We start from the raw sequence: 14,277 nt of genomic DNA, 5'->3' as shown, positions 1-14,277 counted from the left end.
GGCGCTAAGCCACGTAATGATGTAAACGACCGATTTTCTCGATTTCTACTTCAATCTCATCGCCGGGGAACATAAACAGCGGTGGCGTGCGTTTTTTACCGACGCCGCCCGGTGAACCGGTGATGATCACATCGCCTGGCGACAGTGGGCTGAACGCGGAAATGTACTCGATGATCTTCGCCACCGGATGCACCATGCTGGCGGTGGTGTCGTTCTGCACTTCGCGCTGATTGAGCCAGGTTTTGATCGCCAGCTGCTGCGGATCGGGGATCTCGTCAGCGGTGGTCATCCACGGCCCGAAACCGCCGGTTTGCTGCCAGTTTTTCCCGGCGGTGAACCAGGTAAACTGCATGTCGCGCACCGTGGCATCCATGAAGCAGCTGTAGCCCGCAACGTGCTGCAGCGCATCGGCAGCTTTCACCTGATAGGCCGCTTTGCCGATGATCACCGCCAGTTCACCTTCATAATCAAATTCCTGCGTGGTGATGGGTTTCAGCAGCGGCTGCTCGTGCGCCGCCAGCGAATCCGCGAAACGCACAAACAGCGTCGGCGCTTCAATCGTCTCGGCAAACTCTTTACGTTTGTCGGCGTAGTTCATGCCAACGCAAAACACTTTGCCAGGATTTTCCACCACCGGCAGGAAGCGAATAGCGCTAAACGGGTGATCAATCGGCTGTGACACGAAGGCGTCGAGATCGCTCATTGCGCCGCGTTGCAGCAAGGTTTTCAGGTCCGGGCAGTCAGCGCCGAGACGCGCGCCGATATCAATCACGCCCTCTTGCTGCACAATACCGTAACTTTTTCTTTGCTGGTCAATAAGATAAAAACTGCAGAGCTGCATGACTGCCTCGTTGTTATATATAAATTGCGCGCAGGTTAGCAAAATTCAGCAGGAAATGCGGACCGACCTGATGACGCTATTTTCCAAATCGCGCAATAAATTGCGCCGCTACGGTATGTGCACATATTTGTAGCGGCGCGATTTATCGCGCATTTTAAATTACGACTGCGTGCTCGCCAGATAAGAGAATGCGCTCAGCAGACTGATTAACGTGTTCATGTCGTCCGCGCGATAGCCAACGGTGACCGCATCAATGCGCGTCACGCCGGGAATCAGGCTGAACAGATCCGCCAGTACCGGTTTGCTAGCTTGCAGCTGCATCTCATAAGGCGCGCTCAGGCGTGTGGTGCTGACCTGGCGTTTGCGTTGCACGGCGGCCGTCGCCGCAGCGCGAATGGCGTTTTGTGCCGCCTGCGGACTGATGGATTCGGCGCAGGTGTGCGAGATGGCGCGTTTCACACAGACGTAATCCACCGAAGGATAATGCTCGGCAATCCAGCCTTTAAGCTGGTCGTCGCCGCTCACCAGCCACAGCGGCGTGCCCTGTTCGGCAGCGGCTGCGGCGTAGATGTCGCTTTCGCCCATCACCTTACCGTTGATATGAATGCGCCAGAACGCACGGCCATTAATGGTGTGCGCCAGTACGCCCGGTTCGCCCGCCGCGCTGTGATAGCCGATAAAGAACAGGCCATCAAACGGCTGCTGCTCAATGCCTTCCACCATCGATAAGCCGCGCGGTTTGCCCTGCACCATGCGCGCGCGGGGATCGATATTTTCCGCGCGCAGGTTGGTCATCTGCGCATGGCTGTCGGCCACCACCACTTCCGTCGCGCCGCCAGCAAAGGCGCCATCGATAGCGGCGTTAACTTCCTGTTCCATCAGTCCGCGCGCCAGCTGATATTCCGCGTGGCCGGGTGAACACTGTTCCGGACGCATCACGCCCGCGATGCCTTCGATGTCGGCTGAGATGAAGATTTTCATGGGGATTCCAGTATGCTGAAGTTTCTGCGATTCGTAGCGGCGCGATTAATCGCGCATTTCATTGGCGACACCATGCCCATCTGGGCAATGCGCAATAAATTGCGCCGCTACGGTTTGATCAATTCATCAAGTACATTCGTCAGCGACGGGCGATGATGGCCGCGGAAACCGGTGACAGATTCGGCGCTGAGTAAGGCATCCAGCACCGCGTGTTCGGTGGCATCGGCGGCGGCGGCGAGTAGCGGTTCCAGCGTCGATTCTTCTGGCGGTTGCGGCTGTGGCTGGGTAGAAAACGCCAGCGCGATATCGCCCGAACCGTGGCCCCAATAGCTGCCCAGTCGTCCCAAACCGGCACCGGCGCGTTTAGCGACGCGCTTCAGCTGACGCGCATCGAGCGGCGCATCGGTCGCCATGATAATGATGATGGAACCGGCATCACGCTGCGGCGTCAGTTCCGGCAGCAGCGGCGCGATCATCTCACCAAGGCGCACGCCGTCCAGCGTCAGCGCGGTTAACGCGCCAAAGTTCGCCAGCACCAGCACGCCCAGCGTGGTGTTGAGCGACGGAATCATGCGCGAGGCCGTGCCAATGCCGCCTTTCAAACTGAAGCAGCTCATGCCACGCCCGGCACCGACGCTGCCGCGATCGAAATCTGCCGTGGCGTCATAGAGTGCTTGCTGCGCCATCGTCTCGGTGATCGCCAGCGCCTGAATATCGTTGAGCCAGCCGTCGTTGCACTCCAGCGCCAGCGGATTGACCGTGGGCAAGCTGCGGCCCAACTCGCTGTTGCGGCTGATGGCATCGCGCACCAGCGTGGTAAACAGCGTGCCAACCGCCAGCGTGTTGCTCAACAGAATCGGCGTTTGCAGCACGCCTAACTCTTCAACCTGCACCAGGCCAACCGGCTTGGCGAAACCGTTAAACACCGCCGCCGCACAAGGCAGCGGCTGGGTAAACAGATTGTCGCCCGGCGGCACAATCGCGGTGACGCCGGTTTGCCGCTCGCCGTCGGCTAGCGTGTAGTGACCGACGCGCACGCCCGGCACATCGCTAATGCGATTGGTTGGCCCGCTGGCGCTGCGCGGTTGTCCCAGCTGACGCTCGCTGCGCCAGCGTTGCAGAAGCAGGTCGCGCTGCAGTTGTTGAAAGTCCATGCTTAGCTCTTCAGTTTGGGATCGAGCGTGTCGCGCAGCGCATCACCCAGCAGGTTAAACGCCAGCACGGTAATGAATATCGCCAGACCCGGAAACACGCTGACGTGCCACAAGCCAGCCATCATCATGCTGCGGCTCATCGCCAGAATATTGCCCCACTCCGGCACATCGGGTTCCGGGCCGAGGCCGATAAAACTCAGCCCGGCAGCGGTCAGAATACTGGTGCCGATACGCATAGTGAAATAGACAATCACGTTTGACAGCGTGCCTGGCAGAATATGGCGCAGCAGAATCACGCGATCCGGCGCACCGGCGCAGCGCACCGCTTCAACGTACGCCGCCTGTTTCAGCGACAGCGTGGAAGCACGCACGATGCGGGCAAATACTGGCACGCTGAAGATGGCCACCGCAATGATGACGTTGTTCAGTCCCGGACCGAGAATCGCCACCACCGCAATCGCCAGCAGCATGCCGGGAAAGGCGAACAGCACGTCGGAGCCACGCATTATCAGCATATCGATCCAGCGTCCGTAATAGCCCGCCAGCAGGCCGAGCAGCACGCCGACCACCATGCCGAGCGTCACCGACAGCACACCCACATACAGCGAGATGCGCGCGCCGAAGATGATGCGGCTGAACAGATCGCGGCCGAGTTCGTCGGTGCCCATCCAGTGCGTACTGGACGGCGGCGATGACAGCGCCATCCAGTCCGGCGCCATCGGATCCCACGGCGCCAGCCAGGGTGCGAAAATAGCCACCAGCACCAGCAGTAGCACAAAGCCACCGGAGACCAGCGCCAGCGGATTACGCACCAGCGCGTGCAGGAAATCGCGCCACGGCGAACGGATCGCCTCCTGCGCGTGGGCAGGCAGAGATTGCAGACTCATCAGGGCTCCTGTCGCAGGCGAATTGCTGGGTTGACCACGGCATAAAGCAGATCGACCAGCAGGTTAATGACAATAAATTCAAACACGAACAGCATAACTAACGCCTGGATCACCGGTTGATCCTGCGCCTTGATCGACTCGATCAACAGCCAGCCCAATCCCGGCCAGTTAAACACGCTTTCGACCACGATCGATCCGCCGAGCAGAAAACCGAACTGCAAACCGAGCATGGTGATCACCGGGATCAACGCATTACGCATCACGTGTTTCCACGTTACCAGCCGATTGCGCAGCCCTTTGGCTTTGGCGGTGCGCACGTAATCTTCCTGCGCCACTTCGAGAAACGCCGAGCGGGTGAAGCGCGCCATCACTGCTGCCACCGAGGAACCGAGCGTGATTGCCGGTAATACGATGTCGCTGGGCTGGTTGAAGCCGCTGACGGAGAACAGGCCAAACGGCATGGCAACGAACTGGATCAGCAGCAGACCGAGCCAGAAAGTGGGCATCGAGATGCCGCCGACGGCGACACTCATTAAGGTCCAGTCCTGCCATTTACCGCGCTTCAGTGCGGCAAATACGCCGAGGAATAAGCCCAGAATCACCGACCAGGCAAAGCCGGCCAGCGCCAGCCACAGCGTGGGCATAAAGCCCTGTTTGATCACGTCCAGCACCGGCTGTTGAGTGCGGTAAGTGACACCCAGATCGCCGCGCAGTAGGCCGCCGATCCAGTTGATGTATTGCTGCGCCAGCGGATCGTTGAGTCCAAGATGCTGGCGTGCAGCTTCCACCGCGGCCAATGGCGCATCCGGACCGGCGTAGATGCGTGCCGGATCGCCAGGCAGCAGTTTGATGAAGCCGAAGACCAGCAGTGAGACCACCAGCAATACGGGGATCATCTCCAGCAGTCGGCGAATGATGTATGCGAACATGCGGTTCCTTTATTTTTTGGGATGGTGCTGGCTGGCCCAGATCGTGCTGGCTAGCCCAGACCGTGCCGGCTGCCCCCCATCCCGGCCTTCCCCCGCTTGCGGGGGAAGGAGACGCTGCCATATGCAACTTCTGAGCTGGCATGTGGCAGCATCTTCCTCCCCCATTGATGGGGGAGGACCGAGGAGGGGGACAGCCAGCACATTCGTAGGGTGCAGCAAGCACATTCGTAAGATGACAGCGAGCACCCACCCAACCCTTACTTAAACGTCGCCTGATTAAACAGGAAGTTACCATCCGGCAGCATCGACACACCGCTCAGCGTGCTGCGTTTGCCGACCAGGTTGTCTGGCGTGCCGAGGAACGCTACCGGCGCCTCTTTCCACAACACTTTCTGCGCTTCAGCGTAGGCTTCGCCACGCTTGGCCGGATCGGCGGTGGCTAAGCCACCGGCAATCGCTTTGTCGGCTTCGGCATTGCTAAAGTACGAAACGTTATACGAAGTCGGCACCCAGGATTCGGTGGCGTAGAGTGGACGCAAGGCCCAATCGGCGTCACCGGTTGACGTCGACCAGCCGCCGTAATAGAGATCAAATTCCGCCTCTTTCGGGTCCTTCACGCCCCACAGTTTGGCGTTGCGGGTGCCGGAATCCATTGGCGTTACCGTGGCGCGAATGCCCACCGTTGCCAGCTGCGCTTTCAACACCTGCGCGGCACGCACGCTGGCGGTGGCGTTGGTGACCCACAGTTTGAGATCGAGGCCATTCGGATAACCGGCGGCTTTCAGCAGCGCTTTGGCTTCATCCGGCGCATAGCGATAGTTTGGCGCACTCTGCTTCTGGTAGAACTGCACGCCTTCCGGAATCGCGGAAGTTGCCGGTTTGCCCATACCCGCAAACGCCACTTTCAGCCACAAATCACGGTCGATGGCGTAGTTGATCGCCTGACGCACGCGCACATCATTCAGCGGTTTATGCTGGGTGTTGATCGCCATGTAATAGAGATAAATGCTCGGATCGCGCTGCACCGCCAATTTGCTGTCACTTTGCACGGTGGCGATCAGATCCGATGGCAGCGGCCAGATGGCATCTACCTGGCCCGATTTCAGCGCTGCCACGCGCGTGGCGTCTTCCGGGCTTGGCGAGAAGATCACGTTATCGACCTTCGGCCAGCCTTTCTGCCAATAGCCATCATATTTCGCCAGCGTCACCGCTTTGCCCGGCTGCCACGTCACGAACTTGAACGGGCCGGTGCCAACCGGATGCAGACGCAGCTGCGCTTCTTCCGGATACTGCTTGAGAATCGCCGGGCTCCACATCACCGCCGACGGATGCGCCAGCGTGTTGATGAAGGCACCAAACGATTGGTTCAGATCGATTTTCACCTGATCCGGTGCCAGCACCGTTACCTTGGCAATCATCTTGTAGAGGCTGTTGCGCTTGAGGCCTTTGGTCTGATCGGCCAGGCGATCGAGGTTGGCTTTCACTGCTGCGGCATCAAACGGCGTGCCGTCCTGGAAGGTCACGTCTTTACGCAGCGTCAGGGTAAATTCAGTGGCGCTGTCGTTGCTGGTGTAACTCGTCGCCAGCCACGGCTGCAATTTCATCTGCGCATCAAACTGGAACAGGCGCTCGAAGATGCCGCTCTGCACCGAGTAGCTGACGTTATCGGAAGTATCGTGCGGATCGAGGCCGGTGATGTCGGCATACATCGAAATGCGCAGGTCCTGCGCCTGAGCGGCGGCGGCCAGCGAGAGGGTCAATCCCAGCGCAAGCGCAGTACGGCGAAAAATCGGGTTCATGAAATCTCCTGGTATTGAGGGTTAGCGCGAAACAAAGTCAGCGACCCAGTGTTGCGGAGCAACCTGGCGATAACGCGGTTTAATGACCGTTTCTCCCACCTTGCGCAGCGGCGAAGGGATTTCGCCATCTTCGAAAGTGCGGGGTTGACGGTTCTGGGGATCGGCCACCGGCACCGAGGCCAGCAGACGTTGGGTATACGGATGTTGCGGCTGGTTGAACACCGATTGGCGCGGGCCCAGCTCAACAATCTGGCCGAGATACATCACCGCTACGCGGTTAGCGATACGTTCCACCACCGCCATGTCGTGCGAGATAAAAATCCACGCCACGCCGGTTTGCTGTTGCAGATCCATCATCAGGTTCACCACCTGCGCCTGAATCGACACATCCAGCGCCGAGACGGCTTCATCGGCGATGATCACTTTGGGTTTCAACGCCATGGCGCGCGCAATGGCAATACGCTGGCGCTGGCCGCCGGAAAATTCGTGCGGATAGCGCCGCGCATGTTCCGGCAATAAGCCCACGCTTTTCAGCAACGCATCAACCTGCGGCGATGCTTCTTCCAGCGATTTCACCCTGCCGTGCAGCAGCAGCGGTTCGGCAATGGTGAAGCCGACGGTGAGACGCGGATTGAGCGAGGCGTAGGGATCCTGAAACACCATCTGAATTTCACGGCGCAGCGGCTGGAACTGCGCCTCTTTCAGGTTGGCGATTTCATTGCCCTGGAAATGGATGCTGTCGGCGTCGCTGTTAATCAACCGCATCAGCGCGCGGCCGGTGGTGGATTTACCGCAGCCGCTTTCGCCGACAATCGCCAGGGTTTCGCCCGGCCACAGGCTGAAATCGATCTGCTCCACCGCGTGCACCTGATGGGTAAGCGCCGAGAAAATCCCGCTGCGAATCGGGTAGTACACTTTCAGGCCACGCACATCCAGCAGCGGCGTTTCGTCATAGCGCGCGGTGCGCTGCTCGCTGTTATCGCTGGCATTGCTGCCCAACAGCGGAAAACGCTGCGGCCATGCGTGTTCGCGCATATCGCCGAGCTTCGGCACTGCCGCCAATAACGCTTTGGTGTAAGGATGCTGCGGCGCGTTAAAGATGTCGCTGACCGTGCCCTGCTCAACCACTTCGCCGCGCAGCATCACCACCACGCGATCGGCGATTTCTGCCACCACGCCCATGTCGTGCGTAATGAACAGCACCGCCATCTGCTTCTCACGTTGCAGGTCGCGCAGGATGTGCAGAATGCGTGCCTGCACCGTGACATCCAGCGCGGTGGTCGGTTCATCGGCGATCAGCAATTGCGGATCGCAGGCCAGCGCCTGCGCAATCATCACGCGCTGGCGCATGCCGCCCGACAGCGAATGCGGGTAGCTTTTCATCACGCGATCCACATCGGCGATGCGCACCTGGCGCAGTAACTCACGTGCGCGCGCGTCGGCCTGGCTTTTGTCGCAAATCTGATGGTCACGCAGCGCTTCGGTCAGCTGATCGCCGACGCGCAGCACCGGATTGAGCGAGGTCATCGGCTCCTGAAAAATCATCGCCATTTCGCGGCCACGCAAAGCACGGCGCTGGGTTTCATTCAGCGTGGCAAGCTGATGCGCTTTGCCCTGACGATCGCGAAACTGCATGCTGCCGCGATCGATACGCCCGGATGCGGCCAGCAAGCCCATCACCGCCAGCGAGGTGACCGATTTACCCGAGCCACTTTCGCCCACCACGGCGACAATTTCGCCCTGATGAATGTTAAAACTGATGCCCTTCAGCGCCTGATTTTCGCCGCTGCGGCCGCGAAAACTGACGCTGAGATCCTGAATCGCGAGCACCGGTTCTGAACCGGCAACGCTGGCGGCGTTGGGTGTAAGTAAAGTGTCCGTCATCGTTGCTCCGCGTGCGGGTTACAGCCAGATTTGGCCTTGAGCGTAAGAAAGGAAGGGCGAGCTATCGGCGGCCAGCCAGATGGGGCCATCGAGATCGACATGCTCAGCGGCAATCGCCACCGGCAGCGCCGCTTCCATCGCCAGTGAAGAACCGAGCATGCAGCCAACCATCAACCGCATATCAAGCTTCTGCGCCTCATCCACCATCGCCAGCGCTTCAGTCAAACCACCGCACTTATCCAGCTTGATGTTGATCATCTCGTAGCGATTGCGCAGCGGCGCGATGTCCTCGCGTGTGTGGCAGCTCTCATCGGCACACACCGGAATCGGGTGCGCGAAGCGCTGCAACTCCTGATCCTGGCCCGCCGGCAGCGGCTGCTCGACCATCGCGATATTAAAACTGACCAGCGCGTTGAACAGGCTGGGTAAATCCACGCCCGACCAGGCTTCATTGGCATCAATGATTAAGGTGGCGCGCGGCGCGGCCTGACGAATCGCGGCGACTTTCTCCAGAATTTCGTCGCGATTAAGTTTAATTTTCAGCAGGATGGCGCCGCGTGATACCGCATCGGCAGCGGCGGCGGCCATGTTCTCGATGGAGTCGAGGCTGAGGGTTTCGGCGGTGATCACCGATGGCGGCTGACGACGCTCGCACTGTTGCCACAGCGTGTGCTTCGCCAGCGCGGCATCGAGACGCCACAGCGCGCAGTCCAGCGCATTACGCGCTGAACCGGCAGACAAACGGCTTTGCAGATCGAGGCGGCTCAGGCCCGCTTCAATGTCGGCGCGCAGCGCTTCCAGTTCGGCGTTGACGCTCTCTGGCGTTTCATCGTAGCGCGGCGTTGGCGTACATTCGCCGCGGCCAATAAAGCCGTTCTGCTCCAGCGTCACGCGAATCACCGTGACTGCGGTGCGCGTACCGCGTGAGATGGCGAACGGACGCGCCAGCGGCAGCTCCAGCACTTCAATCTGCATGCGCCGCATGTTAGCCACGCTCCTGCAGCAGCGCGGCGATATCCGCAATGCCGAAACGCACCGGATCGGTAGCAGGCACGCCGAATTCGGCGCTGATCTCTGCACAATAGGCGCGCGCTTCGTCTTCGCTGTAGTTCGAGGTGTTGATGGCGAAACCGGCCAGCTGTACCGCGTCGCTGGTGACGTGCGCCGCGCGCAGGTTGGCTTCGACGCAATCTTTCAGGCTGACCATTGGCTGATGCGGCAGATGACGCATATGCGGACGGCCCATTTCATGGCACATCACCAGCCAGTGCGGCTGCGCACCGTGGATCAGGCCCATGCTGACGCCAGCGTAGGAAGGATGGAACAGCGAACCCTGACCTTCAACGATATCCCAGTGATCGGCGTCATTGGCTGGCGACAGCGCTTCGACCGCGCCGGCGATGAAGTCGGCAATCACCGCATCAATCGCGATACCTTCGCCTGCTACCAAAATACCGGTCTGGCCGGTGGCGCGGAAATCGGCTTTCATGCCGCGTTCGCGCATCGCGGCTTCCAGCGCCAGCGAGGTGTACATCTTGCCTACCGAGCAATCGGTGCCGACAGTAAGTACACGCTTACCTGTGCGCTTTTTACCGCTGCCTACGTCCAGTTTTGGACGCATGTGGCGCAGGTCGAACAGCTCAACGCCGAACTCTTTGGCCAACGCCACCAGCTCCGGCTCATCCACCAGACGATGGTGCAAACCGCTGGCAACGTTCATCCCGGCTGAGATGGCGCTTTTGACCGTGTCGAGCCAATGCGTGGGCAAGTAACCGCCGGCATTGGCGGTGCCGAGCACCAGCGTTTTGGCACCGCGCGCTTTGGCAGCGGCGATGTCGAGGACCTCGAGGCCAAGCGTGACGGTGCAGCCCGGCAGCTTAATTTCGCCAACGCACTGCTCTGGACGCCAGACGTGAATGCCGCGTGCGGTTTTAGCGGCCAGTGGATCGGTTACGTCGCCGAGGAAGAGTAAATAAGGTTGTGGGATCAGCATGATGTTTCTCGTTTCAGACGGTTTATAGGGCCTGAATTGACTATTTCATGCAGAAGATGGGGTGACGAATGCTTGTTTAGTGGCGGGGTATAACGTGAGGCTATAGCCAGATCGAAAAGTGATGGCTGAAGAGGTTAATCAGAGAGTTAGGGGAAAAATGGGGAGATTAGCGGCTGGAGAGATAAGAAAACAGTTGATAACCACAGGTCGATCCCTGACCGCGATTATCGAGGGTATCTGGCGGAATGCTTAGTTTAAAGCACCCGGCGGTACGTGTTTAAAAGTCTCAACATAAGAGCGGAACACGTAGCGGAAAAAGCGTTTCATAGAGCACCTGGTTCAAAAATTGTTGAAGAAATACGCAAAAAGTATAGCCGCTGAGCGTTTTTAGCGCAATTATTTTTGAAGTAGATCACATAATTGGGGTTTGGTGCGGATGTTAAGAAGAGGTCGCCATAAATGGCGACCCTAAATTGGCGCAGTTGAATTTGTACGATGCGCATTTATACGCAGTTGAATTCGTAGGGTGCGCATTTATGCGCACCAGGCAGCAGCATGGTTAATTAAACCAGCCTAAATGCTCGCTTAAAATGGTGCAGCCAATGCTGATCAGCACTACGCCGCCCAGCACTTCAGCCCATTTGCCCATCACCGGACCGATAAAGCGGCCAACCAACACGCCGGTGGTTGCCATGATGGTGGTCGCCGCGCCGATGGTGACGGCGGTCATGATGATATTCACCTGCAGGAACGCCAGGCCAACGCCGACGGCCAGCGCATCAAGACTGGTGGCGACGGCGGTTAACGCCAGCACCATAAAACCGTGACGCTGCGGCGCTTCGCACGGCTCATCGGCGGTTTGACGAAAACCTTCCATCATCATACGACCGCCCAGCACGGTTAACAGCACGAACGCCACCCAGTGATCCCACGCCATGATGTAGCGGCTGGCCGCGAGGCCAATTGCCCAGCCAATCAGCGGCGTCAACATTTCGATGACGCCGAAAATCAGGCCGGTTCGCAGTGCCTCTTTGAAACCTGGGCGATGCAGCGACGCGCCTTTGCCCAGTGCTGCGGCGAAAGCGTCCATCGACATACCAAAGGCCAGGATCAGGGTTGCGATAAATGTCATGGGTTTTCAATCAATGCCGCGGAACCGGCACTAAAGCCGTTACTTCTCCGCATTTATTGTTCAGTAATGAAAAAGTGCGCGCAGTCTAACACGCAAAAACGGCAAAAAAAAGACAGTAAAATCAGGGCTTTAAGTATAGCAAAGGCTATAACTCTTAACTTTCGCTATTTTTGACGCTAAGTGAATGGAATAGAAGAAATTTCTTAGCGCGATTCGGCTCGGGGATTGCGCCGTAGCGCGGTTTTATGCGCTAATGCCCGCGCTAACTGATTTGGAAAATGACCATGAATAACCCATTCGAAACGCTGATTATCCCAGGCGGCATTCTGCTGCTGGGCTTTCTTTCCGCCCTGCTGCTGCCCGCGCCTTCATTTGGCATTGAGCTGGCAAAACAACTGCAGGAAAGCCTGCATCTGATGGATGTTAATCAGCTGTATACCATCGTCTTTAGTTTGTGGTTTTTGCTGCTGGGCGCGATTGAGTTTTTCGTGATTCGCTTCCTCTGGCGCCGCCGATCGCGCTGATCACTTTTCCGCCAAGGTGATGCATTTTTCTTCTGGCAGCTTTGCGCGGCCAAGCCTAAATTCATCACCACAAAAATGTAACATTACTTTTACACGATATGGCGAAATATCGCGCAACACAAAATCCGCATAAATAATCAATTCACACAAAAGTTATAATTTTCAATAGATTAAAATGTGACGCATCTCACTCTCCCTTTTCGCACCCACTAAAAGCACTCACAATAGCGTAACAACTGCATTACTCTAACCGTCTGATTAAGAGATAAAAATCCCTTATGACCGCGAGGTTGAGCTGATTAATTCTTATGCTGAATCATTTCCGCCTTTAAAAAATAAACAAACGTTTAATTCCGATACGAGAATGTTATATTCGAATGCATATGCATAACGTGCAGTTAACCGTTATCGTCCCCATGACTTATACCTGAGTCTTAACCTTTGAGAGATAGCGCCACGCGCTCGAAAGAAGCGCGGCTATTTCGCCTGCGAACCTGTTGAGCTTCAGGTCAACAGAGAGAGGAGATGTCGCCTCATGAGTACTACTGCGGTAAATCTGGCGCTCGCCGCCGCTTCAATGGAAAGTGCTAACCTTCAGGAACGAAAAGATGTCGACGTACTGCTGATTGGCGCAGGCGTGATGAGTGCGACTTTGGGCGCATGGCTGCAAGATCTTGAGCCTGACTGGTCAGTTGAGATGGTTGAACGTCTTGATGATGTGGCCGTTGAATCCTCTAATGGCTGGAACAACGCCGGAACCGGTCACGCCGCGCTGGCGGAGCTCAACTATACGCCGCAGAAGGCGGATGGCAGCATCGACATCGCCAAAGCGGTGGCGATTAACGAATCGTTCCAGATTTCGCGTCAGTTCTGGGCGTATCACGTGCAGAAAGGCAACCTGCGCAATCCCAAAAGCTTTATCCACAGTACGCCGCACATGAGTTTCGTCTGGGGCGACGATAACGTTGAATTTCTGCGCAAACGTTTCAATGCGCTGCAGAAAAGCACGCTGTTCCGCGGCATGAATTACTCTGAAGATCGCGATCAAATCACCGAGTGGATTCCGCTGGTGATGAACGGCCGCGACAGCAAACAGAAAGTGGCGGCCACCTGGACCGAAATGGGCACTGACGTGAACTTCGGTGAAGTGACGCGTCAGCTGATTGCTTCTTTAGAGAAGAAAGCCAATTTCCGTCTGCGTCTGCGCCAGGAAGTGCGTGATATCAAACGCCTGAGCGATGGTCGCTGGCAGGTCACTTTGCATAATCTGGCCAGCGGCGAAAATCGCGTACTGACCACGCGCCAGCTGTTTATAGGTGCCGGCGGCGCTGCGTTGCCGCTGCTGCAGAAATCCGGCATTCCGGAAGTGAAAGGCTATGCCGGTTTTCCGGTGGGCGGTTCATTCCTGGTGACGGAAAATCCTGACGTGGTCAAACAGCACATGTCGAAGGTGTATGGCAAAGCCAGCGTCGGCGCACCGCCAATGTCGGTGCCGCACGTCGATACCCGCGTGCTGGATGGCAAGCAGGTGCTGCTGTTTGGGCCGTTTGCTACCTTCTCAACCAAGTTCCTCAAAGAGGGTTCGCTGCTGGATATGTTCGGCGCGATGAACACCAGCAACCTCAAGCCGATGGTGCAGGTTGGCCTGAAAAGTTTCGACCTGGTGAAATACCTGGTTGATCAGGTTTTGCAAAGCGACAGCGATCGTATGGAAGCGTTACGCGCTTACGTACCGCAGGCGAAGCAGGAAGACTGGCGTTTAGTTACTGCCGGCCAGCGCGTGCAGATCATCAAGAACGATGCCGTTGAAGGTGGCGTGCTGCGTCTCGGTACCGAAGTGGTGACCTCGGAAGATGGTACGATTTCCGCCTTGCTGGGTGCCTCGCCGGGTGCCTCCACCGCCGCACCGATTATGCTTGAGCTGATGGCGAAAGCCTTCCCGGAACAGATGCGTTCACCAGAATGGCAGACCAAAATCCGCATGGTGATCCCATCGTGGGGCCGCAAGCTGAACGGCGACGTCGCGCTGACCGAGAAAGTGCTGGCCGATACCAGCCGCGTGCTGCAACTCGACTACGAGCCGGTGATTACACCTGATGCCGCCAACGATGAAGCGCGCGAAACGGCGCACGTGGTGGGGAAGTAATAAGGTA

General features: G+C 57.8%; 13 protein-coding genes. 2 read left to right on the top strand and 11 right to left on the bottom strand.

Going from position 1 to position 14,277, the window contains the following annotated elements; translation table 11 throughout:
- Positions 1-4 precede the first annotated feature (4 nt).
- The 11 genes from HX773_RS17365 to mntP form a co-directional block, all read right to left on the bottom strand.
- Positions 5-841 carry a fumarylacetoacetate hydrolase family protein gene (locus HX773_RS17365; protein ID WP_176972562.1) on the bottom strand — a complete coding sequence of 279 codons (837 nt, stop codon included), beginning with the start codon at positions 839-841 and terminating at the stop codon, positions 5-7.
- A 159-nt stretch (positions 842-1,000) separates the two neighbouring features.
- Positions 1,001-1,822: a M55 family metallopeptidase gene (locus HX773_RS17360; RefSeq protein WP_176972561.1), complete on the bottom strand. Its 822-nt coding sequence runs from the start codon at positions 1,820-1,822 to the stop codon at positions 1,001-1,003.
- A gap of 107 nt (positions 1,823-1,929) precedes the next feature.
- On the bottom strand, positions 1,930-2,976 hold the full coding sequence (locus HX773_RS17355) for a P1 family peptidase (RefSeq protein WP_176972560.1): 1,047 nt from the start codon (positions 2,974-2,976) through the stop codon (positions 1,930-1,932).
- 2 nt (positions 2,977-2,978) lie between these two features.
- Entirely contained in the window at positions 2,979-3,863 is an 885-nt protein-coding gene (locus HX773_RS17350) for an ABC transporter permease subunit (RefSeq protein WP_007891891.1), read from the bottom strand.
- Positions 3,863-4,792 carry an ABC transporter permease gene (locus HX773_RS17345; protein ID WP_176972559.1) on the bottom strand — a complete coding sequence of 310 codons (930 nt, stop codon included), beginning with the start codon at positions 4,790-4,792 and terminating at the stop codon, positions 3,863-3,865. Before HX773_RS17345 ends, HX773_RS17350 begins: the two co-directional genes overlap by 1 nt.
- Before the next feature lie 257 nt (positions 4,793-5,049).
- The gene (locus tag HX773_RS17340; protein WP_176972558.1) at positions 5,050-6,591 is read right to left on the bottom strand and encodes a glutathione ABC transporter substrate-binding protein; all 1,542 of its coding nucleotides are present in this window, start codon (positions 6,589-6,591) and stop codon (positions 5,050-5,052) included.
- 21 nt (positions 6,592-6,612) lie between these two features.
- Positions 6,613-8,475 (bottom strand): ABC transporter ATP-binding protein, encoded by a 1,863-nt coding sequence (locus tag HX773_RS17335; RefSeq protein ID WP_176972557.1) that lies wholly within the window; start codon positions 8,473-8,475, stop codon positions 6,613-6,615.
- 18 nt (positions 8,476-8,493) lie between these two features.
- Complete coding sequence (gene dgcA, locus HX773_RS17330) at positions 8,494-9,459, bottom strand: N-acetyl-D-Glu racemase DgcA (RefSeq protein ID WP_176972556.1); 966 nt, start codon at positions 9,457-9,459, stop codon at positions 8,494-8,496.
- 1 nt (position 9,460) lies between these two features.
- Positions 9,461-10,468: an N-acetyltransferase DgcN gene (dgcN, locus tag HX773_RS17325; protein ID WP_176972555.1), complete on the bottom strand. Its 1,008-nt coding sequence runs from the start codon at positions 10,466-10,468 to the stop codon at positions 9,461-9,463.
- 249 nt (positions 10,469-10,717) lie between these two features.
- Complete coding sequence (gene azuC, locus HX773_RS26180; RefSeq protein ID WP_141400269.1) at positions 10,718-10,795, bottom strand: stress response protein AzuC; 78 nt, start codon at positions 10,793-10,795, stop codon at positions 10,718-10,720.
- 232 nt (positions 10,796-11,027) lie between these two features.
- On the bottom strand, positions 11,028-11,600 hold the full coding sequence (gene mntP / locus HX773_RS17315; RefSeq protein WP_101762773.1) for a manganese efflux pump MntP: 573 nt from the start codon (positions 11,598-11,600) through the stop codon (positions 11,028-11,030).
- Positions 11,601-11,884: 284 nt separating this feature from the next.
- Between mntP and HX773_RS17310 the strand changes: the two genes are divergently transcribed.
- Together HX773_RS17310 and mqo are read left to right on the top strand one after the other, a co-directional pair.
- Entirely contained in the window at positions 11,885-12,124 is a 240-nt protein-coding gene (locus HX773_RS17310) for a DUF1158 domain-containing protein (protein ID WP_007891898.1), read from the top strand.
- Positions 12,125-12,659: 535 nt separating this feature from the next.
- Positions 12,660-14,270, top strand: a complete 1,611-nt coding sequence (gene mqo, locus HX773_RS17305) for a malate dehydrogenase (quinone) (protein WP_176972554.1) — start codon at positions 12,660-12,662, stop codon at positions 14,268-14,270.
- The last annotated feature ends 7 nt before the right edge of the window (positions 14,271-14,277 follow it).

The organism is Pantoea sp. B9002, assembly GCF_013385945.1.
Classification (GTDB): domain Bacteria; phylum Pseudomonadota; class Gammaproteobacteria; order Enterobacterales; family Enterobacteriaceae; genus Pantoea.
Note: the sequence above shows the minus strand (reverse complement) of the source record. Positions and strands in the feature narration are given on the sequence as shown.

Bases quoted from the DNA above. Each gene is read 5' to 3' on its own strand.
- HX773_RS17355 (WP_176972560.1), bottom strand. From the start codon at position 2,976: ATGGACTTTCAACAACTGCAGCGCGACCTGCTTCTGCAACGCTGGCGC.
- HX773_RS17340 (WP_176972558.1), bottom strand. From the start codon at position 6,591: ATGAACCCGATTTTTCGCCGTACTGCGCTTGCGCTGGGATTGACCCTC.
- HX773_RS17365 (WP_176972562.1), bottom strand. From the start codon at position 841: ATGCAGCTCTGCAGTTTTTATCTTATTGACCAGCAAAGAAAAAGTTAC.
- azuC (WP_141400269.1), bottom strand. From the start codon at position 10,795: ATGAAACGCTTTTTCCGCTACGTGTTCCGCTCTTATGTTGAGACTTTT.
- dgcN (WP_176972555.1), bottom strand. From the start codon at position 10,468: ATGCTGATCCCACAACCTTATTTACTCTTCCTCGGCGACGTAACCGAT.
- HX773_RS17335 (WP_176972557.1), bottom strand. From the start codon at position 8,475: ATGACGGACACTTTACTTACACCCAACGCCGCCAGCGTTGCCGGTTCA.
- HX773_RS17360 (WP_176972561.1), bottom strand. From the start codon at position 1,822: ATGAAAATCTTCATCTCAGCCGACATCGAAGGCATCGCGGGCGTGATG.
- mntP (WP_101762773.1), bottom strand. From the start codon at position 11,600: ATGACATTTATCGCAACCCTGATCCTGGCCTTTGGTATGTCGATGGAC.
- HX773_RS17350 (WP_007891891.1), bottom strand. From the start codon at position 3,863: ATGAGTCTGCAATCTCTGCCTGCCCACGCGCAGGAGGCGATCCGTTCG.
- HX773_RS17310 (WP_007891898.1), top strand. From the start codon at position 11,885: ATGAATAACCCATTCGAAACGCTGATTATCCCAGGCGGCATTCTGCTG.
- dgcA (WP_176972556.1), bottom strand. From the start codon at position 9,459: ATGCGGCGCATGCAGATTGAAGTGCTGGAGCTGCCGCTGGCGCGTCCG.
- mqo (WP_176972554.1), top strand. From the start codon at position 12,660: ATGAGTACTACTGCGGTAAATCTGGCGCTCGCCGCCGCTTCAATGGAA.
- HX773_RS17345 (WP_176972559.1), bottom strand. From the start codon at position 4,792: ATGTTCGCATACATCATTCGCCGACTGCTGGAGATGATCCCCGTATTG.